This window comes from Streptomyces capillispiralis (genome assembly GCF_007829875.1).
In the GTDB taxonomy this organism is placed as follows: domain Bacteria; phylum Actinomycetota; class Actinomycetes; order Streptomycetales; family Streptomycetaceae; genus Streptomyces; species Streptomyces capillispiralis.
Genome location: NZ_VIWV01000001.1, coordinates 7,797,569 through 7,819,425, shown reverse-complemented (window position 1 = coordinate 7,819,425; position 21,857 = coordinate 7,797,569). Strand labels below are relative to the sequence as shown.

Annotated in this window: 11 protein-coding genes and 1 pseudogene; 6 read left to right on the top strand and 6 right to left on the bottom strand. The window is 74.6% G+C overall.

Annotated elements, in window-relative coordinates:
* Positions 1-21: 21 nt before the first annotated feature.
* A complete protein-coding gene (locus FHX78_RS34165; RefSeq protein ID WP_145871212.1) occupies positions 22-969 on the top strand; it encodes a methionyl-tRNA formyltransferase in 948 nt (315 codons plus the stop codon).
* Positions 970-1,116: 147 nt separating this feature from the next.
* On the opposite strand, the gene FHX78_RS34160 is transcribed toward FHX78_RS34165, so the two are convergent.
* A complete protein-coding gene (locus FHX78_RS34160; protein ID WP_145871211.1) occupies positions 1,117-1,530 on the bottom strand; it encodes an SRPBCC family protein in 414 nt (137 codons plus the stop codon).
* Between the two features lie 114 nt (positions 1,531-1,644).
* Positions 1,645-1,839: a DUF2795 domain-containing protein gene (locus tag FHX78_RS34155; RefSeq protein ID WP_145871210.1), complete on the bottom strand. Its 195-nt coding sequence runs from the start codon at positions 1,837-1,839 to the stop codon at positions 1,645-1,647.
* 263 nt (positions 1,840-2,102) lie between these two features.
* Here FHX78_RS34155 and FHX78_RS34150 point away from each other — a divergent pair, with 263 nt between their 5' ends.
* Positions 2,103-2,762 carry a lysophospholipid acyltransferase family protein gene (locus tag FHX78_RS34150; protein ID WP_145871209.1) on the top strand — a complete coding sequence of 220 codons (660 nt, stop codon included), beginning with the start codon at positions 2,103-2,105 and terminating at the stop codon, positions 2,760-2,762.
* Positions 2,763-2,897: 135 nt separating this feature from the next.
* On the opposite strand, the gene FHX78_RS34145 is transcribed toward FHX78_RS34150, so the two are convergent.
* On the bottom strand, positions 2,898-3,359 hold the full coding sequence (locus FHX78_RS34145) for a DNA-binding protein (RefSeq protein WP_145871208.1): 462 nt from the start codon (positions 3,357-3,359) through the stop codon (positions 2,898-2,900).
* Between the two features lie 159 nt (positions 3,360-3,518).
* Here FHX78_RS34145 and FHX78_RS34140 point away from each other — a divergent pair, with 159 nt between their 5' ends.
* Positions 3,519-4,997, top strand: coding sequence for a glutamate-cysteine ligase family protein (locus tag FHX78_RS34140; RefSeq protein WP_145871207.1), 1,479 nt, complete (start codon positions 3,519-3,521; stop codon positions 4,995-4,997).
* A gap of 15 nt (positions 4,998-5,012) precedes the next feature.
* Positions 5,013-5,331: pseudogene (locus FHX78_RS37795) on the top strand (universal stress protein); the annotation flags it as partial.
* Between the two features lie 122 nt (positions 5,332-5,453).
* On the opposite strand, the gene FHX78_RS34130 reads toward FHX78_RS37795, so the two are convergent.
* On the bottom strand, positions 5,454-6,176 hold the full coding sequence (locus FHX78_RS34130; RefSeq protein ID WP_145871206.1) for an FAD binding domain-containing protein: 723 nt from the start codon (positions 6,174-6,176) through the stop codon (positions 5,454-5,456).
* A gap of 317 nt (positions 6,177-6,493) precedes the next feature.
* Between FHX78_RS34130 and FHX78_RS34125 the strand changes: the two genes are divergently transcribed.
* The gene (locus tag FHX78_RS34125) at positions 6,494-7,231 is read left to right on the top strand and encodes a D-Ala-D-Ala carboxypeptidase family metallohydrolase (protein WP_145871205.1); all 738 of its coding nucleotides are present in this window, start codon (positions 6,494-6,496) and stop codon (positions 7,229-7,231) included.
* A gap of 100 nt (positions 7,232-7,331) precedes the next feature.
* On the opposite strand, the gene FHX78_RS34120 is transcribed toward FHX78_RS34125, so the two are convergent.
* Positions 7,332-8,777 (bottom strand): WGR domain-containing protein, encoded by a 1,446-nt coding sequence (locus tag FHX78_RS34120; RefSeq protein ID WP_145871204.1) that lies wholly within the window; start codon positions 8,775-8,777, stop codon positions 7,332-7,334.
* A 155-nt stretch (positions 8,778-8,932) separates the two neighbouring features.
* Between FHX78_RS34120 and FHX78_RS34115 the strand changes: the two genes are divergently transcribed.
* Positions 8,933-21,115 (top strand): non-ribosomal peptide synthetase/type I polyketide synthase, encoded by a 12,183-nt coding sequence (locus tag FHX78_RS34115; RefSeq protein WP_145871203.1) that lies wholly within the window; start codon positions 8,933-8,935, stop codon positions 21,113-21,115.
* On the opposite strand, the gene FHX78_RS34110 is transcribed toward FHX78_RS34115, so the two are convergent.
* Entirely contained in the window at positions 21,092-21,646 is a 555-nt protein-coding gene (locus FHX78_RS34110; protein WP_145871202.1) for a tellurite resistance TerB family protein, read from the bottom strand. The two genes, FHX78_RS34115 and FHX78_RS34110, sit on opposite strands and share 24 nt — an antisense overlap.
* Between the last annotated feature and the right edge of the window lie 211 nt (positions 21,647-21,857).

Below are 21,857 nucleotides of genomic sequence, written 5' to 3'. Positions count from 1 at the left end.
CTGCCTGAGGAGGAACCACACATGCGGGTCGTCATGTTCGGCTATCAGACCTGGGGCCATCGGACCCTGCGGGCCCTGCTGGATTCCGAGCACGACGTGGTGATGGTGGTGACACACCCCAGGAGCGAGCACGCCTACGAGAAGATCTGGAGCGACTCGGTCGCCGAACTCGCCGAGGAACACGGCATCCCCGTCCTCATCCGCAACCGCCCCGACGACGAGGAACTCTTCGCGCGGCTCAAGGACGCCGACCCGGACATCATCGTCGCCAACAACTGGCGGACCTGGATCCCCCCGCACATCTACGGCCTGCCCCGGCACGGCACGCTGAACGTCCACGACTCGCTGCTGCCGAAGTACGCCGGCTTCTCCCCGCTGATCTGGGCCCTCATCAACGGCGAACCCGAAGTCGGCGTCACCGCCCACCTGATGGACGAGGAACTCGACGCCGGGGACATCGTGCTCCAGCGGGCCGTACCGGTCGGACCGACGGACACCGCGACGGACCTGTTCCACAAGACCGTGGACCTCATCGCACCGGTCACCACGGGCGCCCTGGACCTGATCGCCTCCGGGCAGACCGAGTTCATCAAGCAGGACCGCTCCCAGGCCAGTTTCTTCCACAAGCGGTCCGCGGAGGACATCCGGATCGACTGGAACTGGCCCGCCGAGGACCTGGAACGCCTCGTCCGGGCACAGTCCGCCCCGTACCCGAGCGCCTTCACCTTCCACAAGGGCCGGCGCATCGAGGTCCTCTCCGCCGTGGTGTCCCGGGGCCGCTACGGCGGGACGCCCGGCCGCATCTTCTACCGCGAGGGCGACGGGGTGGTCATCGTCGCCGGTGCCGACGCGCGCACCGGCCGCAATCACGGCCTGGCCATCACCCGCGTCCGCACCGAGGACGGGCGGGAGCTGGGCGCGACCGATTACTTCACCTCGATGGGGGGTTATCTCACGGGCCGCCCCTGAGCCCTGGCCGGGGCCCTCTTCCTCACGCAGTCACAGCTGAACGCGGCCAGAAGCGACCCCGGCCCCGCCTGTCCGCCGGGCTCGTCCGCCCCGCCCACTGGTGCGCCCGGGCAGCCCGCGCGACGAGAGGGGCGGCCGGGCGGGCGGTCAGCCGGCGGCGTGGTCGACACGGAGCCGTACCTGTTCCTCCAGGCGCCGCAGGCTGGTGTCCAGGGCGTCGCTCACGGACTCCTCCCCCGGGTCGTGGCCGTCGTCGAAGAAGGAGAGGTGGACCGTGACCTCGCTGGCTCCGCTGCCGATGCCGGCGACCTGGAGCCACCCGGCGTAGGCACCCTGCTCACGGGTGCCCCATTCGAGGCGCATCTGGTCCCGCTGGGCCCGGAACAGCGCGGAGGTGTCCTCGTCGGAGCGGTCCTCGTGCACCGTGACGGCGGGCAGTTCCTCGGCGTGCACGTGCAGGGCCTCGGGCAGCCAGTCACCCATCTGGTCGATGTTCGCCGCCTGGTCGAAGACGTGCTCGGGCTGTGCGGGCATGGTGCGTGAACGCTCGTATTCGGTCATCGCGATACCGTCCTTGGTTTCGGGCCGCGTGGCGGACTCGCGCCCCGCGGGCCGGGGCCGCCGCGCGCCGTCGGCGCCGGCGGGTGCCGCGCGGGCGGCCCCGGGGCAACGGCGTCATGCGTTGCCGAACACCGCCTTCTGCACCTCGTTCGGGCCGTCGAACTGCTGGGTTCCGGTCTTCGTCAGCTTCTCGACGAGGGTGTCGTCGGCGCCGTTGCTCTTCGCCACCGAGACGAGGTCGTCACGGCTGGCGGGGTAGTCGGCGCCCTTGAGGGCCTTCTGCAGGTCGATCGGGCTGAGGTCGGCCATGGCAGCCTCCCTTGGTGGAGCGGCGCGGCGAATCCGCGCGAGGACCGGGCGGGTACCCACGGCGTCGGGCGGTGATGCGCGGCCCCGGTGTCCCGCCGGCCCGTTTTCCCTCCGGACACCGATGCGACGCGCCGGGCACGCGCCCCGGACCGGGACCACCGAGTACGCGCAGCCGTCGGTCCGAGTACGCGTACTCAGGCGCGGACGCCCGGTCGCGCACGAAGCTGACGAGCGAGGTTCCCGCCCACCGGAAAGGACATGTCGTGCTCACCCGTGCCGCCGCCGTTCTGCTGCCGTTGTTCGGACGGCTCACCGTCACGCGCGAGGCCGACGGGCCGTTCGCCCCGGGCAGTGTCTTCGTCGCCAACCACGACTCGCCGGCCGACCCCGCCCTGGTCCTGGCCGCCCTGCGCACGGCGGGAGTGACGCCGGTCGTCCTGGCGACGGCGGGGCTGTGGCGCGTGCCGCTGCTGGGGCGTGCCCTGTCGAAGGGCGGCCACATCCCCGTCCACCGCAGGTCCGCCCGTGCCGCGGACGCGCTCGACGCCGCGGCGGAGGCGGTGCGGTCCGGACGCCATGTGCTCATCTACGCGGAAGGAGGACTGCCGCTGCGCGAGGACGCGGCCTGTGCGGCGCCCCGGCCCTTCCGCACCGGTCTCGCGCGGCTCGCGGCGGCCACCGGCGCCGCGGTCGTCCCCGTGGGCCAGGCGGGGGCCCGGCGGCTGGCCTCCGGACCGGCCGCGAAGCAGCTGGCCGGGGTGCTCACCGCCCCGGTGCGCCGTCCGCGGCTGCACGTCCACATCGGCCGTCCGGTGCACCTGCCGCCCGGGACGTCGGCCGGTACGGAGGCGGCGCACCGCGCGGTCAGCGCCGCCTGGCGACAGGCGGCCCGGGCGGTGGGCGAGCCGTCCCATGACGGATGACCGGGAGGCGGAGGAAGCCGTCATGAGGACTGAGCGGGCGGCGGGCGCACGTCCCGCCTCCCACGTCCCGCCTCCCGCCTCCCGCCTCCCGCCCGTCCACGGCGCGGCACCCGGCGCCCTCCTACCCGGACGCCGTCACCGGTCGTCCCCGTCGGGGTCGGTGTCGGTGCGGCCGGCCAGGCGCTCGTAGCGCTGCCTGGCGGCCTGCGGGCTGCGCAGGCCGAGGCCGAAGGCGATCTCCGGCCAGGTCATGCCGCGCCCCCGCGCCATCTGCAGGAGGCCCACCTCCAGTTCGTCCATCTCCGCGCGGGCACGCGGTACGAGGCTCAGCGCGGCGGTGATGTCGGCGCGGTCCACCTCCGGTTCGCCGTCTTCGCGCAGTGCGGCGCCGCTGAGCAGGAACGACACCAGCCGGACCGCCTCGTGCGGGCTGATCACGCCGGGATGGGTCTGCCGGCGCCGCTGCGCGTCGGTCGCCGCGTGCCGCTCGGCGATGCGGAACAGGGAGGCGTGCACCCGTTGCACGCGCGCCGCGTCGGAACTCGGGGGTGTGAAGGGATCGGTGGACCCGGTGGGCTCTTCGGAGGTCGAGGACATGGGACGAGCCTCCATGATGAACATTCTGTTGTCAACGGAATACACCCATCCCGGTGCGGCGGCGCGACCGGACGAACGGGCTCGCGTGGTCGTTCCCGCCCGCCGGTGCGACGCTGGGGTGGACAGGTTCCCAGGACGAGAACCCCTGGAGGGAGACCGATGGGACGGGACGTCCCGGCGCTCACCTTCACCCGCGAGGACCGCCGCCGCTACCGGATCAAGATGCAGGAGTGCCTCGAGGCGTTCGCCCAGATGCTGCGCGAGGCGCGCTTCGACGCCGAGCGGCCCCAGGTGGGCCTGGAGATCGAGCTGAACCTGGTCGACGACCGGGCGGAGCCCGCGATGCGCAACTCCGACGTGCTGGAGGCGATCGCGGACCCGGCCTGGTCCACGGAGCTGGGCCGGTTCAACCTGGAGATCAACATCCCGCCCCGCCGTCTCACCGCGGGCGGGCCCGACGCCTGGGAGTCCGAGATCCGCGCCGCGCTGAACCACGCGGAGGAGCGCGCCCGGTCGATCGGCACCCACCTGATCATGACGGGCATCCTGCCCACCCTGCGGCAGGAGGACGTCGGCGAGGGCGCCCTGTCGGAGAACCCGCGCTACCGGCTGCTCAACGACCAGATCTTCGCGGCGCGCGGGGAGGACCTGCACATCGAGGTGACCGGCATCGACCGGCTGCGGACCTATGCGGACACCATCACCCCGGAGGCCGCCTGCACCAGTACGCAGTTCCACCTCCAGGTGTCCCCGGAGCAGTTCGCCGACTACTGGAACGCCGCCCAGTCGATCGCCGGGGTGCAGGTCGCGCTCGCTGCCAACTCCCCCTTCCTGTTCGGCAAGGAACTGTGGCACGAGACCCGCGTCCCGCTGTTCGAGCAGGCCACCGACACCCGCCCACAGGAGATCAAGGTGCAGGGGGTGCGGCCCCGGGTGTGGTTCGGCGAGCGCTGGATCACCAGCGTCTTCGACCTCTTCGAGGAGAACCTGCGCTACTTCCCCGCCCTGCTCCCCCTGTGCGACGAGCAGGACCCGGCGGAGACGCTGCTGCGCGGCGACATCCCCGAACTGGCCGAACTCACCCTGCACAACGGCACCATCTACCGCTGGAACCGCCCGGTCTACGCCGTCGCCCACGACAAACCGCATGTGCGGGTGGAGAACCGGGTGCTGCCCGCCGGCCCGACCGTCGCCGACACACTGGCGAACGGCGCCTTCTACTACGGGCTCACGCGCGCCCTGGTGGAGGAGGACCGGCCGGTGTGGTCCCGGATGTCCTTCTCGGCCGCCGAGGACAACCTGCGCACGGCGGCGCGGTACGGCATCGACGCACGGCTGTACTGGCCCGGGATGGGCGAGGTGCCCGCGGCGGAACTCGTCCTGCGGCGGCTGCTGCCGCTGGCCCACCGGGGGCTGGAGCGCTCCGGCATGGACGAGGCCTGGCGTGAACCGCTGCTCGGCATCATCGAGCAGCGCTGCGTCACCGGACGCAACGGAGCGGTGTGGCAGAAGGAGATGTTCCATCACATCGACGCGTCCGCCCACTGCGGGCGCCACGAGGCGCTGCGGCGCATGACACAGCAGTACATCGACTTCATGCACCTCAACGCCCCGGTGCACACCTGGCCCGTCGACTGACCCGGGCCGAAGCAGACAGCGTCGGAGGCCGGATGGACCGGGCCCGCGATCGACCCGGACTCCGACGCGGAGCAGGCGCGGCAGCGCTGGGCACAGGAGCCGAGCACCGTCTTCCCCGGCGGACGGCCGGCCGGGCTGAGGAAGCGGCTGGTCGAGGGCGATCCGCCGGAGGTGCCGATCCGCGCCTCGCAGGGGGCGGAACCGCTGGTGGTGGGGCACCGCGGACGGGGGGCGGGTTGCCCGGGCGATGCCGGCTTCGGTCAGCCGGCGTTGCGCCCAGCGCGCGTCCTGCCCGGTCGTCGTGGTCCGGCACGGTCAGGACTCCGGCGGCTGATCCCGCCCGCCGCCGCACGCGGTACGCCCCCCGGGCCGGCCGGGCACCCCTGCCCACCCTGTCGGCCCTGTCGGCCGGGGTGACGCGGGTGGACCGGTGGACCGGGGTGACCCAGGGCCGCGTCAGCGTCCGTCGAGGCGGTCCAGGATGCCGGTGACCTCCTTGCGTATCGCCTCCCGCGCCGGCACGGGGAGCGATCCCAGCGCCGTGCGGAACAGGGCTTCGAGCACCTGTTCCGCTCCGGTGTCGCAGGGCGTGGTCTCGCTGGTCACCTCGTAACCGTCCCGGACAGCGACGAAGAGGCGGTGCCGGCCGTCGCCCTCGGCGTGCACCGCGGTGGCGACGACCAGGGGCGGCGGCCCGCCCGCTTCGGCGTCCGCCTTGTGGTAGCCGCTGACCACGGGGTCGCGCCAGCGCAGGCCGAGCAGCAGAGGGCGCTTGGCCACGACCTCGGCGAGGTCGGTCTCGTAACTGCCGTCCCGGTCCAGCACGGTCGCGCGCGCGTTCAGGACCAGGGCCGCGGGCAGCAGACAGCGCAGGGTGCTGCCCACGATGTTGCCGCCGACGGTGGCGGTCCGCCGTACGGCGCCGGTGCCCACGGTGGAGGCGGCCCCGCGCAGCACGTCCGGCACCCGGTCGTCCACCTGGTGCAGCAGGACGGCCGCGCCCAGCGCCTCACGCTCTATCAGGTTGGCCTCGGGCAGCTGGCGCAGCGACATCGCCTGCTCGGGGAATCCGTCCCGCTGCCAGAGGGCCCACACGAGGGAGGCGCCGCCGACGGGCACGGCTCCCTCGGCCAGATACCGCTGTGCTTCGGACAGGGTGGTGGGCAGACGCAACTGCACGACGGTCGACCTGCTTTCCTTGACGGAACGACGGGAAACGACGGGAAACGACGGGACTCGAACCGGAGAAGACGGGACCCTGCGGAAAACGACGGGAGACGGCTGGAGACGGCGGGACACGGCGCAACACGGAACATCGGGGCTGATCGCGGGCACTGCATTGTCCGCAGTGACCCGGGGGCGCGTACAGGGCTCACGGGTGCGCCGCGCGCACCCTAAGGCGGGACCTTGCGCTCGGCGGTCGCTTGCTCCATGGTTGACGCGCGTCACATGGCTCCTCGCCCAGCTCAACCACCCGTCCCTGAACCGGAGATCGAATGTTCAGACGCGCTGTACGACTGGTCCTGTCTGTTGTCATGCTCATGGCTGGTGCCCTGGTGGGCACGGTCGCCACCGCGGGAACCGCACACGCCGACGGCTGCTACACCTGGACCCGCACCCTGTCCCAGGGCGCCTCGGGCGCCGATGTCACCCAACTCCAGATCCGGCTCGGCGGCTACCCGGGCTACGGTTCCGTGCTCGGCGTCGACGGCGAGTTCGGGCCGGCCACGGCAGCCGCGCTCAAGCGCTTCCAGTCGGCCTACGGCCTGACCGCGGACGGCGTGGCGGGCACCAACACCTACAACAAGCTGTACGCCCTCCAGGACGACGACTGCACGCCGGTCCACTTCTCCTACAGCGAGTTGAACCGGTGCAACTCCACCTGGTCGGGCGGCGCGGTCAGCGCCTCCACGGCCAAGGCCAACGCCCTGCGGACGATGTGGAAGCTGGAGGCCATGCGGCACGCGCTCGGTGACCAGCCGATCACCGTCACCAGCGGCTTCCGCTCCTACGCCTGCAACGACGCCGTGGGCGGCGCGAGCAGCAGCCGCCACCTGTACGGGGACGGGGCCGACCTCGGCGCCGGACCGCACTCCCTGTGCACCCTGGCCAAGCAGGCCCGCTCCCACGGCTTCCGCGGCATCCTGGGCCCCGGCTACCCGGGGCACAACGATCACACCCACCTCGACCACCGCAGCAGCCAGTACTGGTCCGCGCCGACCTGCGGCATCTGATACCGCGCCGGCCGTGAGCGGGGTTCCCCGGCCGCACGCCGGGGAACCCCCCGCCCGCGCGAGCGGGCACCCCCGTCCGCGCGCACGGAGTGCGTCACGGTCACAGCAGCCGCCGGATCTCACCGCGCACCCGGTAGAAGCCGCCGGCCGCCGGGTGCAGCGCGTCCACGACGTAGCGGGCGCCGGGCTCCCGTATCGCGCGGGGGAACTGCACGTTCCAGGATCCGTCGTAGCCCTCGGACACCACGTGGACGCGGAGCCGGCCGTCGTCCCGCACGCATTCGACGACGACGGCACCGGAGGGGGCGCGGTCGACGGTGGCCACCGACGCCACGGCCGTGGCCGGCGCGTAGGTCGGCAGGGCCGCGGCGAGCTTGACGTCCCGCACCACCGGCACCGAGCCCTGCTGCGCGGCGGAGACGGCCGCCTCGCTCGCGTCCACGCACACCAGTGAACCGTCCGTGGTGACCAGGTAGAGGCGCTCGTCGCGGTACTGCATCGACAGCGCCGAGCCGCTTCCCGTGCCGAGCTTCCACAGGCGGGTGCCGTCCCGGTCGAAGCAGTAGACGGACGACGCGGCGTCCCCGGCGAAGACGAACCGGCCGCCCGGCGAGGTGGCGCACGAGTAGACGGCGCTGTCGCAGGCGTAGGTGGCGTCGACGGTGCCGGTCGCCTTCGACAGCCGCTGCACCACGCGGTGCGCCGTCCCCGCGTAGACGGTGTCGTCCTCCTGCCAGCCGAACAGCACCCCGCCGCGCGTGGGGGTGTGCCACAACTCGCCCCCGCCGTCGGGCGCGTACGCCGTCACTCCCCGGTGGTGGCCGTGGTAGACGGCCCGGTCGTCGGCGCGCACCATCCAGGCGTGTTCGCCCTGGCTGCGGCGGGTCCACTGGTGCTCGTCCTCGTGGTCGATGACGGTGAGGCGGCCGTCGCGGTCCGAGACGTTCAGCACGCCCTCGTGGATGTCCAGCCAGAAGATGTCGACGTCCGCGGCGATGTCGTAGGCGGCGAACGGCAGTTTGGAGGAGAGGTCGTAGACCCGGCCGTCGTCACAGCCGGCGTAGATCCAGAAGTCGTCGGCGACCAGGCACTTCACGCCGTCGGGCAGGCTGAAGCGAGCCAGTACCTGGCCCTCGTGGTCCAGGGTGAAGACGTCACCGGCCTGGTTGCCGACCCAGCAGCGGTCGTCGTCCACATGGATGCCGAAGGCGGAGGAGCCGGTGTCGAAGCGCCACAGCACGGGGGCCACGGCACGGGCGGTCGACGGGGCCGAGGTCACCTGACGCCGCGTCACCGACCGCGGCGCACGCTGGCCGGGCACCGCGGGCGCGTACCCCTTGCGGACCTTCTCCCCCACCTTCTTCGCGGCGGCGGCCCGGGCCTTGGCCTCCGAGGGGAACGACGACGTCTGCGTCTGCCCCGCCGCGCCGATCCGGCCGTAGCGCACCGTCACCACCAGTCCGTCGACCGTGACTTCGTAGAACTTGTGCGCGCCACCGCCCTCCTGCGACAGCTCCAGATACGTCGTCGTCGACACGGTGGACATGGCAAACCCCTCCCCGGACGGAACCCGCGGCCGCTCCGCCGGGTCCTACTGATCGAACCGTAGGCGCAGCCACTGACAATGGGACGGTCGCCTCGTCCCCGAGCGCCGACCACCGGTACCGCGCACCGGTCACCCACGCACGAACGAACGGACCCATGAACGCCGCAACGCTGCTGGACGTCCTGCTGGACGCCGCCCACCGTGCCCCCGACCAGGTGGTCGTCCATGTCCGGGGGGACGGCGGCGAAGTGCCCGTCACCTTCCGGCGGCTGCTGGAGGAGTCCCTGCGCGTCGCGGGCGGGTTCCGTGCGGCGGGGGTCGGTCCTGGCACCTGCGTACCGGTCCTCGCGGAACGCGGTGAGGACTTCCAGCCGATGTTTTGGGGCGCGCTCGCGGCCGGTCTGGTGCCGGTGCCGCTGGCGCCCGACGTGCGGCGCGTGCGCCCCGTGTGGGAGCACCTCGGGCGTCCCCCGGTCGTGGTGGGCGGGGGCTGCGAGGACGTCGCCGCCCAACTGCCATCGGGGGCACGTGTGGTGCGGCTGGCGTCGCTGCGGACGGCCCGCGCCCTCGCGTCGCCCGCCGCCCCCGCCCCGGACGACCTGGCCTTCCTGCAGTTCTCCTCCGGCAGTACCGGGGCGCCCAAGGGCGTGGAGCTGACGCACGCGGCCGTCGTGGCCAATCTGCGGCAGCTGGTGGAGGCCGCGCGGCTCACGGACCGCGACGTGGTGGTCAGCTGGATGCCGTACTTCCACGACATGGGTCTCATCGGCACCCATCTGGCACCGCTCGCCGCACGGGCCAAGCAGGTGAAGATCGGTCCGCTGTCGTTCGCGAAGAACCCCCGGCTGTGGTTCGACGTGGCCGCCGTGCACCGGGCCACCCTTCTGTCGGCGGCCAACTTCGCCCTGGCGCTGACGGTCCGCCGGGTCCCGGAGGAGGTGTTCGCCGGGCTCGACCTGAGCTCGGTGCGGCTGATGCTGGTGGGGGCCGAGCCGATCTCGGCGGCGGTGTGGCGGGACTTCACCGCGAGGACCCGGCCGGCCGGGCTGGACCCGCGGGCGGCGACACCCGTGTACGGGCTGGCCGAGGCCACGCTGGCCGTGACGTTCCCGCCGCTCGGTGAGGTGGCCGCCCCCGTGGTGGTGGAGCGGGCCGCGCTCGGCCGCGGCCGGGTGGTGGAACGCGAACCGGGCGACGGCGCCGTGGAGTTGATGGACGTCGGGTATCCGGTGCCGGGCTGTTCGGTGCGCATCACCGACGACGACGGCCGTCCGCTCGGGGACCGGCGGGTGGGCCATGTCGAGGTGTGCGGTCCGCAGGTGGCGCGCGGCTACCACGGTCTGCCCGAGGCGACGGCGGCCGCCTTCACCGACGGCTGGCTGCGCACCGGTGACCTGGGCTTCCTCCGCGACGGCCGGCTGTGCGTCAGCGGCCGGCACAAGGACGTGCTCTTCGTCAACGGGCGGACGTTCCACGCGCCGGACCTGGAGGAGGTGGCGACCGCGACGCCCGGGGTGCCGCCGGGGACGACGGTGGTGATCGGGTCGACCGACCCGGAGACGGGCGGCGAGCGGGTGGTGGTGTGCGTCGCGTGGGCGCGGCCGCCGCGTACCGCGACCGGTGTGCTGGACCGGGTCGCGGGGCGGGTCCGCGCGGCGCTGGGGCACGACGACGTCCGTGTGCTCGCGCTGCCGCCGTCCGCGTTCCCGCGCACGACCAGCGGCAAGGTGCGGCGGCAGCTGATGCGGGCGCGGTTCGAGGCGGGGGCGTACCGGCCGACGGTCTCCTCCGGCACCGGGGCGGGCGCGCCGGACACGACGGGCCAGAGCCCAGCAGACGGGGCGGGCCAAGGTCCGGCGGACACGACGGGCCGGGGCTCGGCGCACACGACGGGCCAAGGTCCGGCGCACACGACGGGCCAAGGTCCGGCGCAGGGGGCGCGGCGGTTGTCCGGCGGAGCGCGGCGGCCGGACGGGGCGCCGCTGTCGGTGCCCCGTTCCCGTGCGGAGGTGCGGCGTGCGGTGCGGGAGGTCTGGGCGAAGGTGCTGGAGGTGCCGGAGCCGTCGTTCGGGGACCGGGACCGGTTCGCCGAGCTGGGCGGCGGCTCCCTCAAGGCCATGGAGGCGCTCGCCGGGCTGGAGCGGCTACTGGACGTCACCCTCCCTCCGGCCGCGATGCGCGACGACACGGTCGCCGCCCTCACCGACCACCTCCTGGACGCGGTCGCCGACCCGGCGGGGCACCGGGCCGGGGACGACAAGGCGGCGGAGCACCGGCCGTCCCGGCGCCGGGCGGCGGACGGCGGGGCGGCGGCGCAGGACCCGGTGACCGCCGTGGTGGGGCTGGCGTGCCGGTTTCCCGGGGCGGCCACGCCGGAGGAGTTCTGGGAGCTGCTGGCGGCCGGCCGTGACGCCGTGACCGCCGTGCCCGCGGGCCGCTGGAGCGCGGCCGGCCGGGCCACGGCGGCGGAAGAGGGACGCTGGGGGGCCTTCCTGGAGGACCCGGCCGCGTTCGACGCCGGCCACTTCGGAATCGGCGCCGAGGAGGCGCGGGCGCTCGACCCGCAGGCGCGGATCTTCCTCGAACTCGCCCACGAGGCACTGGAGCGCGCCGGTTACGCCGGACCGCGCCGCCGGGGCCTGCGCATCGGCGTCTTCGCCGCCGTCGGCGACAGCGGCTACCGGCAGGTCCTCGCCGATGCCGCCCCCGGCGCCGCGCCACCGGCCGAGGCCGCCCTGACCGGCAACCTGCCCAACCTCGTCGCCGCCCGGGTCGCGCACTGCCTCGATCTGGACGGTCCCGCGCTCGCCGTGGACACCGCCTGTTCCTCGGGTCTGGTGGCGCTGCACCTGGCCCGGCGCAGCATCGCCGACGGCGAGTGCGACCTGGCGGTCGTCGGCGGGGTCAATCTGCATCTCACCCCGGCCGCCTACGAGGGTCTGGAGGCGGCCGGTGCCCTCTCGCCGACCGGGCGCGGCCGCGCCTTCGGTTCCGCGGCGGACGGGTTCGTGCCCGGCGAGGGCGGCGCGGCCCTCGTGGTGCGTCCCCTCGCGGACGCCCACCGCGACGAGGACGAGGTGCTGGCCGTCGTCCGCGGCACCGCCGTCAACAACGACGGGACCTCGCTGAGCCTGATGGCGCCCAATCCGCTGCGCCAGCGCGAGGTGATCGTCCGGGCCTACCGGGACTGCGGCATCGACCCGGCGTCGGTGACGTACGTCGAGGCACACGGGACGGGCACCGCCATCGGGGACCCCATCGAACTGCGGTCCCTGGCGCACGCCTTCCCGCCCCGCCCGGACGGCCGGCCCCGGCTGCTCGGCTCGGTGAAGTCGAACGTCGGGCATCTGCTGAACGCGGCGGCGCTGCCCTCGCTGGCCAAGGTCGTGCTGGCCCTGCGCCACGGCCGGCTGCCCGCCACGCTGCCCCACTCCTCCCCCTCGCCCGCGGTGGCGGAGTCCGGGTTCACCCTGGTCACCGAGCCGACCGACTGGGAGTCCCCCGGACCGCGCAGGGCGGGTGTCAACGCGTTCGGCTTCGGCGGCACCAACGCGCACGCCGTCCTGGAGCAGGCCCCGCCCGCCCCGGCGCGTGCCCCGCGCGGCGGCGGCGGCGGCCCGGCTCTGCTGACCCTGTCGGCGGGCAGCGCGGAAGGGTTGCGGGCGTGGGCGTCGCGGCTCGGTGACCATCTGCGCGACCATCCGGAACTGGCCGAGGCCGACGTCTGCGCCGGAGCCGGTGCCGCTCGTGACGAGCGTCCCCACCGCCTCGCCCTCGTGGCCGACGGCGACCTGCGGGAGCGGCTCGCGGCGGCGTGCGCCGCCGAGGGTCCGGCGGGGCGGGCAGCGATCACCGGGACGGTGGCGCACCGTCCCCGGACCGTCTTCGTCCTGCCCGGCCAGGGGGCCCTGCGGCCCGGTCCCGGCAGGGCGCTGTACGCGACGGCACCGGTGTACCGCGACACGCTCGACGAGGCGTCGGCGCTGGTCGGGGCGGTGCACGGGCGGGAGTTGGCGCACTGGTGCGTCGACGGTGAGGTGGCCGCCGACGTCCTGGCCGCCACGGAGGTGGCGCAGCCGCTGCTGGTCGCCCACGGTGTCGCCCTCGCCCGGCAGTTGACGGCGTGGGGCGTGCGGCCCGACGCGGTCGTCGGGCACAGTGTCGGCGAGCTGGCGGCCGCGTGCGTCGGGGGGATGCTGTCGCTGCGCGAGGCGGTGACGTTCGCGGCGGAACGGGGCCGGCTCATGGGCGAGTCGACCGCACCGGGTGCCATGGCCGCCGTACGGGGTGCGCGGGAGCACGACGTGGCCGCCCTGGTGGACGCCTGCGGCGGGGACCTCGCGGTCGCGGCGTACAACGGGCCCGGCCGGCTGGTGATCTCCGGCACGCCCGGCGCGGTCCGCCGGGCGTCCGCGTCGCTCACCGGGCGGGGCGCGACCGTGCATCCGCTGCGGGTGTCGCGCGCCTTCCACTCGCCGCTGATGGAGCCCGTCGCGCAGGCCCTGGCGGACGCGGCGCGCGGGCTGGCGCCGTCGGCGCCCGCGGTGGCGGTGATGAGCACGCTCACCGCGGCGTGGCAGCCCCGGATGGACCCGGACCACCTGCGCGAACACGCCCTGCGGCCGGTGCGGTTCGACCGGGCCGTGGCCCGCCTGGTGGAGGAGGGCTACGACACGTTCGTCGAACTCGGTACGGGCGCGAGCCTCACCGGCTCGATACGGGCGGTCGCGGCCGGCGGCGAGGTGCTCGCGGTGGCCGCGACCGCGGATCCGCACGGCTCCGGCGAAGTGCCCGGCGGGGCACGGGAGTTGATGGAGACCGTGGCCCGGCTGTGGGTCCGGGGCGTGCCGGTGGACCGTACCGTGCTCGACGCGGGACGCGGACGGGTCCCGCTGCCGCCCTACCCGTACCGGCGGCGCGGGTACTGGCCCGAACCCGCCGCGCACGGGCTGCTGCACGACGTGGCGTGGCGCTCGGCGCCGCTGTCCGGCGACGGACCGGCCGGCGACGTGGTGGTGACCGGCGCGGAGTCCGCGGCGGTGCGGCGGCTGGCGGACTCGCTCACCGCCCGGGGCGTGCGCGCGGTCACGGCCGACGGTGCCGCCGACGCCCCGCGGACCGTGCTCCTGCTCGGCGGGACGTCCCGGCCCACGACCGCCGCCGGCCTCGAACGGGAACAGCGCGCGGCGGTCACGGCGGTCCGCGAGGCGCTCGCGCTGCTCGACCGGACCGGTGCGCGCCGGCTGCTGGTCGTGACCCGGGACGCGCATGTCACCGGGCGCGGCACGGAACGTACGGACCCGGCGCAGGCGATCCTCGGCGGGCTCTCCCTGGCCGTGCCCGAGGAGTCGGCTGGGGTGGTCGCGCACTGGGTGGACCTCTCCTCGCTCGACGACGAGGAGCAGCAGCTGCGGGCGCTGGTCGCCGAGGCGGCGGCGCCGCGGGCGGACGGGGCGGACGCAGCGGACGGGGCGGTCGCCTGGCGGGAGGGACGGCGCTGGGTGCGGACGGTCGTCCCCGGGGGCGTGGAGCGACCGTCCGGCGTGGACCGGCTGCCTCCCGACGGCGCGTACCTGATCACGGGCGGCGGTGGAGGCATCGGGTCCGCGCTGGCCCGTGAACTCGCGGGCCGGGGACGGCCCGTCGTGGTGCTGGCGGGTCGCTCCGTCCGCCCGCCCGAGGGCGTGCCCGAGGAACTCGCGGCGCTCGGCGCCGACGTGCGCTACGTCATGGCCGACGTCACCGTGCCGGAGGACGTCGAGCGGCTGGTCGCCGGGCTGCCGCCGCTGGACGCCGTCTTCCACGCGGCCGGGGTCGCCCGGCCCGGCACCCTGCGCGGGACGGAGGTGTCGGAGACCCTGGCCGCCCTGGGGGCGAAGACGCTCGGCACCGTCCTGCTCGCCGAGGCGCTGGACCGGCACGGGCAGCGTCCCGGAGTGTGTGTCGCGTTCTCCTCGGTGGCGTCGGTGCTTCCCGGCGTGGCCGGTGCGCTGGGCGCCTACGCGGCGGCCAACGCCTTCCTCGACTCCTTCGCCGGGGCCGAACGCGGGGCGGGCCGCCCCTGGCTGTCGGTGAACCTCGGTCCGTTCGGCGAGACCGGGCTGGCCGCCGGCCACGCCGGTGCCCTGACGGGCGCCGCGGGCCGGCCGCTGTCGACGGCACCCGCGCTGGCGGCCCTGCGGGCGGCGTGCGGCGGGGACGCGGCGCAAGTGGTCCTGGCGGACCTGGCGGACATGCCGGACCTGGCGTCCGGTACGGCGTCGCGTCCGACGCCGGGCACGGCATCCGGTGCCGCGTCGCGTCCGGGTTCCGGCCCGGTGCCCGACGCGGCGTCCGGTACGGCTACGGCCGTCCTCCTGAGGGAGCTGCTGGCGCAATCCCTGGGCATCCCGGCCGCGGCGGTCGACGACGACACGCCCTTCCTGACGCTCGGCCTGGACTCGCTGGGCGCCGTCGACCTCGTGAAGCGACTGGAGCGGAAACTGGGGCGGGACCTGCCCACCACGCTCTTCTTCGAACACCGGACGGTGCGCGAACTCGCCGCTCACCTCGGCGAGCGGACGCCGGTCCGCCCCGAGGGGGCACCGGCACCGTTCGCGCTGACGCCCGTCCAGCTCGCGCTGCACACCAGCAGCCGGCTCCACCCGGACGTGCCGGCCCGTGGCCATCTCGGACTGACGATCCGCGGTCCCCTCGACACCGGCCTCCTCGGCCGGGCCCTGTCGTCCCTGGCGGAACGGCACGGCATGCTGCGGCTGCGCGTGGACGACTCCGGTCCGCAGCCGATGCAGCGCGTGACGCCACCGGTCGCGGTGGCGGACTGGTACGAGGTCCTCGACTGCGCCGCCGAGGACGTGCCCGGCGTCGAGTCGGACGTGTGCAACCGGCCCTTCGACCTGGCCACGCGTCCCCCCATACGCGCCACCCTGCTCCGTCAGGAACCCGAACTCGCCCATCTGATCCTGGTCGTGCACCACGCCGCGGCCGACGGATACAGCCTGAACATCCTCGCCGAGGAACTGTGGTCCGCGTACACCGCGCTGTGGCACGGGGACCGGTCCCCCCGGGCGGCGGAGCTTCCCGCCCCCGACTTCGCCCAATACTCGGCGAGCACGCGACGCTCCGGTGCCGGAGTGACGGACACCGTCCGGGACTACTGGGCCGAGCGTCTCGCCGCGCGCGGTGCACCGCTGCGGCTGCCCTACGACGGCGATCCCGACGCGCCCGCGACCGGGCCGATCGTGCAGCACCACGGTGTGCTCGACCCCGACGCGGTCACCGGGCTGGAACACCTGGCCGCCGCGCACGGTGTGTCCGTGTTCCACCTGCTCCTCGCCGCGTACGTGCGCTGTCTCGCGCGGTGGACGGGGCGCCGGGACGTGGCCGTGAACGTGGCCAGGGCCGGCCGGGACGACCGCTTCGAGGGCGTGGAACGGCTCGTCGGTCCGCTCGCCGACACCCTTCCGCTGCTGTGCGAGGTGGCCGCCGACGAACCGGTCACGGCGCTGGCGGAGCGGCTGCGCCGGGCGTGGCTGGAGTGCGAGCGGCACGCGGGGCCGAGCAGCCTGGACCTGGCCCGGCTGCTGCCCGACGCGGGCGCCGGTCCCCGCACGGTGAGCCCGGCGGGCTTCAGTTTCGCCCGCTTCCCGGCCTCGGCCGCCGCGGACTGCCCGGTGGAGGTCCGGCCGACCGCGGCCGGCACCGGGTCCGCCGCGACCCGGCTGACCCTGCTGTGCTGGGCGGACGGTCCGGTGCTGCGCATGTCGTGGAACTTCCCCGCGCCCCTCTTCGAGCGGGCGACCGTGGCCCGTCTGGACGGGGAGTTCCGCGCGGAGCTGGCGGCGGCCGTGCGCACGCCGGACGCGCCCGGAGCACCGGCACCGGGCGTGCGGACCGACGGGAGCCGCCCCTTGGCCGCCCGGCTGCTCGACCGGTTCCGTGCGCGCCCCGGCGCGACCGCCGTCGACGCGGGCGAGGCGTCCCTCACCTACGGGGAGCTCGACCGCGCCTCGGCCCTGCTCGCCGCGCGGCTGCGCGCACTCGGTGTCGGGCGGGGTGACCTGGTCGGGCTGCTCACCGAGCAGGGCGCGGACACCGTGGTGGGTGTGGTCGGCATCCTGCGGGCCGGGGCCGGCTGGGTCCCGCTGGATCCCGAGCACCCCCGGGCGCGGATCGCCGGTCAGCTGACCCGTACGGGCGCCACCACGGTGGTGTGCCACTCCCCCACCGCGCACCTCGCCGCCGAGCTGACCGGGGTGCGGACGGTGGCGACCGACGGCCCCCGGGACACACCGGCGGACGACGGCGGTGCCGGCGCCGCGGCGGTGTCCGACGCCGAGGCGGTCGCGTACGTCATCTTCACCTCGGGGTCGACCGGACGCCCGAAGGCGGTGCCGATCGCCCACCGCGCGATGGAGAACTACCTCGACTGGGCCGTCGACACGTTCGGTTACGGTGCCGGGGACCGTCTCGCGCAGACGGCGTCGCCGTGCTTCGACGCCTCCGTGCGCCAACTGCTCGCGCCGCTCCTGGCCGGCGGCACCGTGGTCACCGTGCCACGGCACCTGCTGCGGGATCCGGAACTGCTGCTGGAGCATGTGGAGCGGACGCGGGTGACCGTGTGGAGCTCCGTTCCGACGCTGTGGGAGCAGTTGCTGTCCGCCGCCGAGGAGCGGGCGGGCCGTGGGGCGGCGCCCGTGGACCTCTCGGCGCTGCGCTGGGTGCACGTCGGTGGTGAGGCGCTGCCCGTGGAACATGTGCGCCGGTGGTTCGACCTGTTCGGGAGCGGCACGCGGATCGCGAATCTGTACGGGCCGACCGAGACGACCATCAACGCCACGTGTCACGTCGTCGACGCGCGGCCCGGCGCGGAGGTACGGCGGCTGCCGATCGGGCGGCCCGTCGCCGGGGCCCGCCTGGAGGTGGTCGACGCCGACGGTGCCGTGTGCGCGGCGGGCGAGCCCGGTGAACTCCTCATCTCGGGGATCGGTCTGACGCCCGGTTACCTGGGCGAACCTGAGTTGACCGCGCGGGCGTTCACGCTGCGTGCGGGACGGCGCTGGTATCGCAGCGGGGACCGGGTGCGCCGCTCGGCGGACGGTGTCCTGGAGTTCCTGGGCCGGATCGACGACCAGGTGAAGATCCGTGGGAACCGGGTGGAGCCGGGAGAGGTCGAGGCGGCGCTGCAGACGTGTCCCGGTGTCGCGCGGGCCGTGGTGCTCGCGCACGAGGGGCGTCTGCTCGCCTTCGTCACCGCGCGGGCCGGTGCCGGGCGGCCGTCCGCCGGTGAGGTGCGCCGGCATGTGGCGGGACTGCTGCCGTCGTACATGGTCCCGGCGCGGATCACCTTCGTCGACGCGCTGCCGCTGACCGGAACCGGCAAGGTCGACCGCTCGGCCCTGCTCCTGACCGCCACCGGCGAACTCGACCGGTCGGCACTGCCCCCGGCCAACTCCGCCCGGACCGACCACTCGGCCCCGCCCCCGGCCACCGCGCCCGTCCCCGAGGGCCCTGACACGTCACCCGGTGACGGGCGGACTCCCCCGGCCACGCGGACCGAGCGGCGGCTGGCGGCGATCTGGGCGGAGGTCCTGGGCGTGACCGGCGTGTGCCGGGAGGACGACTTCTTCGAACTGGGCGGCGACTCGCTGCTCATCCTCCAGGTGTTCGCGCGGCTCGCGGAGCGGTCGGGCCCGTTGCCCCGGCCGACCGTCATCTACCGCCGACGCACCCTCGCGGCGCTCGCGGAGGCCCTGGACGCCGTCACCTCCGCCGATGAACCGGGCTCTACGGGGCCGGACTCCGCGGGACCGGACTTCACGGGACCGGACGGCCCCGTCGCCCCGCCGGTTCCCACCGCCGACGACACCACCATGAGCCCGTTCCCCGTCACCCCCGGTCAGCGGGGATTCCTGCTCGCCGAGGCGCTCGCGCCGGGCGGCGGGACGTGGCTGGCGCGGCTCCGGCTGTCCGGACCGCTGGACCAGGACGTCTTCCAGCGGGCGGTGGACGTGCTGGTGGAGCGTCACGGCATGCTGCGTACCGTCTTCCCGGCCGGGGCCCGTCCGCCCGTCCAGCAGGAGCTGCCCCGGTCGCTGCGGCTGCCGGTCGCCTTCGAGACGGTCGGCGACGCGGCCGAGGTGGACGAGCGGGCCGCCTCCGAGACCGAGCGGCGCCTGGAACCCTGGGCGTGGCCGCTGCTGCGCCTTCGGCTGCTCACCCTGGACCCGCACGAGCACGTCCTGCTGGTGCACGCGCACCACCTCATCGGCGACGGCTACAGCGCCGCGTTGCTGATGCGGGAACTCACCGATACCTACGACCGGCTGGCCGGCGGCGCCGTATCCGCGCCGCCCGCGCCGCGGACCGGCTTCCGTGAGCACGTCCTGGCGCGTGACGCGGCCGGGCGGGCGGCCGACACCGGCACCGGCACCGGCACGCCGGACTCCGTGGAACACCGGGCCCGGACCGCCAGGCTGAACGCGCCGTACCGGCCGCCGGGTCTGCGGACCGCCGCCGCGCACGGCGAAGCTCCCTTCCACACGTCGGAGTTCACGCTCGACGCGTCCTCGACGGCCGCGCTGCGCACGATCGCCTCGACGGCCCGGACCACGCTGTACGCGCCGCTGCTGACCGCCTACTACCAGGAGCTGGCGGCGGTGACGGGCCGGCCGGACCTGATCGTGGGTCTGGCGGTGAGCGGCCGGAACGGGGCGCTGCCCGACGCGCACCGGGTCTTCGGGCCGTTCGCCACCGCCGTACCGGTGAGGCCGGCCGGGGCGGCCGCATCACCGCTCGGCCAGGCTGATTTCGGGACGGCGGTGCGCCGGATCGCGGCGGAGGCCGAGGAGGCGCAGGCCCACGAGGACGTGGTGCCCCGGCACGCCGACGGGCTGCCCATGACCGCGCAGTTCTTCTTCACCTACCTCGACTTCGCCGCGCTGGAGCCCCGGGGTGACGGCGCGCTGCGGGTGTCGTGGGACGGGGGTGACAGCACCTTCCTGCCGCCGTCGTCCACGACGGACCTGTTCATGGCGGTGCGGCCGGACGGCGGCGGGCGGCGGGTCACGGTCCATGGCGCGGCGGCCGCGTTCCCGCCGGACGCGCTCGACCGTTTCGCCGGCTCGGTGCGCGACCGTCTGGTACGGGCGGCGGCAGGGGAAGCGGCCGTGGTGCCTGAGCCGAGGAGGCGGCGCGGGGCGATGGACGCGGCGCTCGTCGGTTATCTGCCCGCGCCGGACCATCTCGCCCGTCTGGCGGGGCTGCCCGAGGGTGCCCTGCCGCGGGCCGAGGTGCGGGAGCTGCTGTTCCCCGACGGCGGGCCGCGTCTGCTGGAGACGGTGGGGACGCCGCTGGGCCGGTCGGGGTTCGTCTGCGTCCCGCTCTTCGCGGACGAACTCGGCGGGGAGCCCGGTCTGGTGGCCCACACCGCTCGTGCGGTGTCGCTGGCCGCTTCGCTGGGCGCTCGCTGTGTGTCCCTGGCGGGCATGATCCCGTCGCTGACCGGCTACGCCTTCGATGTGCTGCGGTTCCAGCGGTATCCGGCGACGGTGACGACGGGGCACGCGGCGACGGTGGTGTCGGTGGTCAGGACCGTGCACGCGGCGCTGGAGGCGACGGGCCGGGATCTGGCGGACCTCGAGGTGGCGTTCGCGGGGCTGGGTTCGATCGGCGCCTCCTCGCTCGAACTGCTGCTGTCGCTGGCGGCTCGCCCGCCGCGGCGGCTGCTGCTGTGCGACGTGCGCGGCAGCGGACCGCGGCTGACGGAACTCGGTCGCCGGCTGCGGGCGCGCGGCCTGGCCGGCGAGGTGGAGGTCGCCGAGGCCGGGGGGATGCTGCCGGACGGGGTGTACGGAGCGGATCTGCTGGTGACGGCGGTCAGTGGTGCGGCCGCCGTGCTCGACGTCGACCGGCTCCGTCCGGGTGCCGTCGTGGTCGACGACTCCTTCCCGCACTGCTTCGACACCGGGCGGGCCCTGGCCCGCATGCGCGAACGGCGCGACGTGCTGGTCCTGGGCGGTGGCCTGCTGGATGTCGGCCGCACCGACCGGGAAGTCGCCCCGGACCTCCCGGCCGTCGCGGCGGCCGGCCATCTCGCTCAGCCGTGGATCGAGGGGACCCTGGCCTCCTGCCGCACCGAGTCCCTGCTGCACGCCGCGGGCCACCGGCTGCCCGCGGTGCACGGTCCGGTGGACGCGGCGGCGGCGCGGGCCCACTGGGAGGCCATGGAGACGGCCGGCATCACGGCGGGCCCGCTGCACCTGCTCGGTCACACCGTCGACGCGACGGCGCTCACCGCCGCGCGGGAGGGGGCGTCAGATACCGAACTCCGTCGGTGAGAGTCCGAGGGCCGAGCAGGCGTCACGGATGGCGTACTGCTCGGCCGGCTCGAAGTGGCCGTCGGCGCCGGCCACGACCATGCCGGTCTGGACGACCGCCCGCGCCTCGGCCGGCTTCTTCGCCGCCTTGGCGATGTCCTCCAGCGCCCGCGCCTTGCCGAGCTCGAAGTTGGACGTGAGCCGGTCCACGTGCTCGTTGAACCGCTGGCGGAGCTGGTCCGCCGGGAAGTTCTGCAACACCTCGTTGGAGACGATCAGTTCCTCCACCCGCTGCCGCTCCGCCGGCTCGACGCGTCCGTCGGCGGCGGCGACCAGCGCGCACATCGCCATGCTGGCGTCCCGGTAGGCGCCGCTCTTGAGCTCGGCCTTGGCCGACGCGAGCTGCGACTTGAACAGCCCCATCAGCTGGGCCTTGGAGCCTCCACCGGAGGAGGAGCCGTGCCCATGTGCCTGCTGTGCGCCTCCCGCCCTCGCGCCCTGGGACTGCTGAAGAGTCCTGGCCTGGTCCTTGAGCCGGTCCCACATCGCCACTTGGTGCCACCTCGGCTTCTGTTGCTGCCCGTCCGGTCCTGCTGTCAGTCCCGGATCTTTCACGGTCCGTCCGGTCAACGGACGCGGCCGCGACCATGTTCCCGCAGGGCAAAAGAAAGGCAAAATCCGATCGGAAGGTCATCGAAACTTTCGTTCCACAGAGGGCGAATCTCCGATCTTGGAAGCGCCCATTCCGATCGCACCACAGGAC

What these genes read in the sequence shown, in the direction of transcription:
- FHX78_RS34115 (WP_145871203.1), top strand. Translation starts at nt 8,933, where the DNA reads ATGAACGCCGCAACGCTGCTGGACGTCCTGCTGGACGCCGCCCACCGT.
- FHX78_RS34140 (WP_145871207.1), top strand. Translation starts at nt 3,519, where the DNA reads ATGGGACGGGACGTCCCGGCGCTCACCTTCACCCGCGAGGACCGCCGC.
- FHX78_RS34155 (WP_145871210.1), bottom strand. Translation starts at nt 1,839, where the DNA reads ATGGCCGACCTCAGCCCGATCGACCTGCAGAAGGCCCTCAAGGGCGCC.
- FHX78_RS34145 (WP_145871208.1), bottom strand. Translation starts at nt 3,359, where the DNA reads ATGTCCTCGACCTCCGAAGAGCCCACCGGGTCCACCGATCCCTTCACA.
- FHX78_RS34160 (WP_145871211.1), bottom strand. Translation starts at nt 1,530, where the DNA reads ATGACCGAATACGAGCGTTCACGCACCATGCCCGCACAGCCCGAGCAC.
- FHX78_RS34120 (WP_145871204.1), bottom strand. Translation starts at nt 8,777, where the DNA reads ATGTCCACCGTGTCGACGACGACGTATCTGGAGCTGTCGCAGGAGGGC.
- FHX78_RS34165 (WP_145871212.1), top strand. Translation starts at nt 22, where the DNA reads ATGCGGGTCGTCATGTTCGGCTATCAGACCTGGGGCCATCGGACCCTG.
- FHX78_RS34125 (WP_145871205.1), top strand. Translation starts at nt 6,494, where the DNA reads ATGTTCAGACGCGCTGTACGACTGGTCCTGTCTGTTGTCATGCTCATG.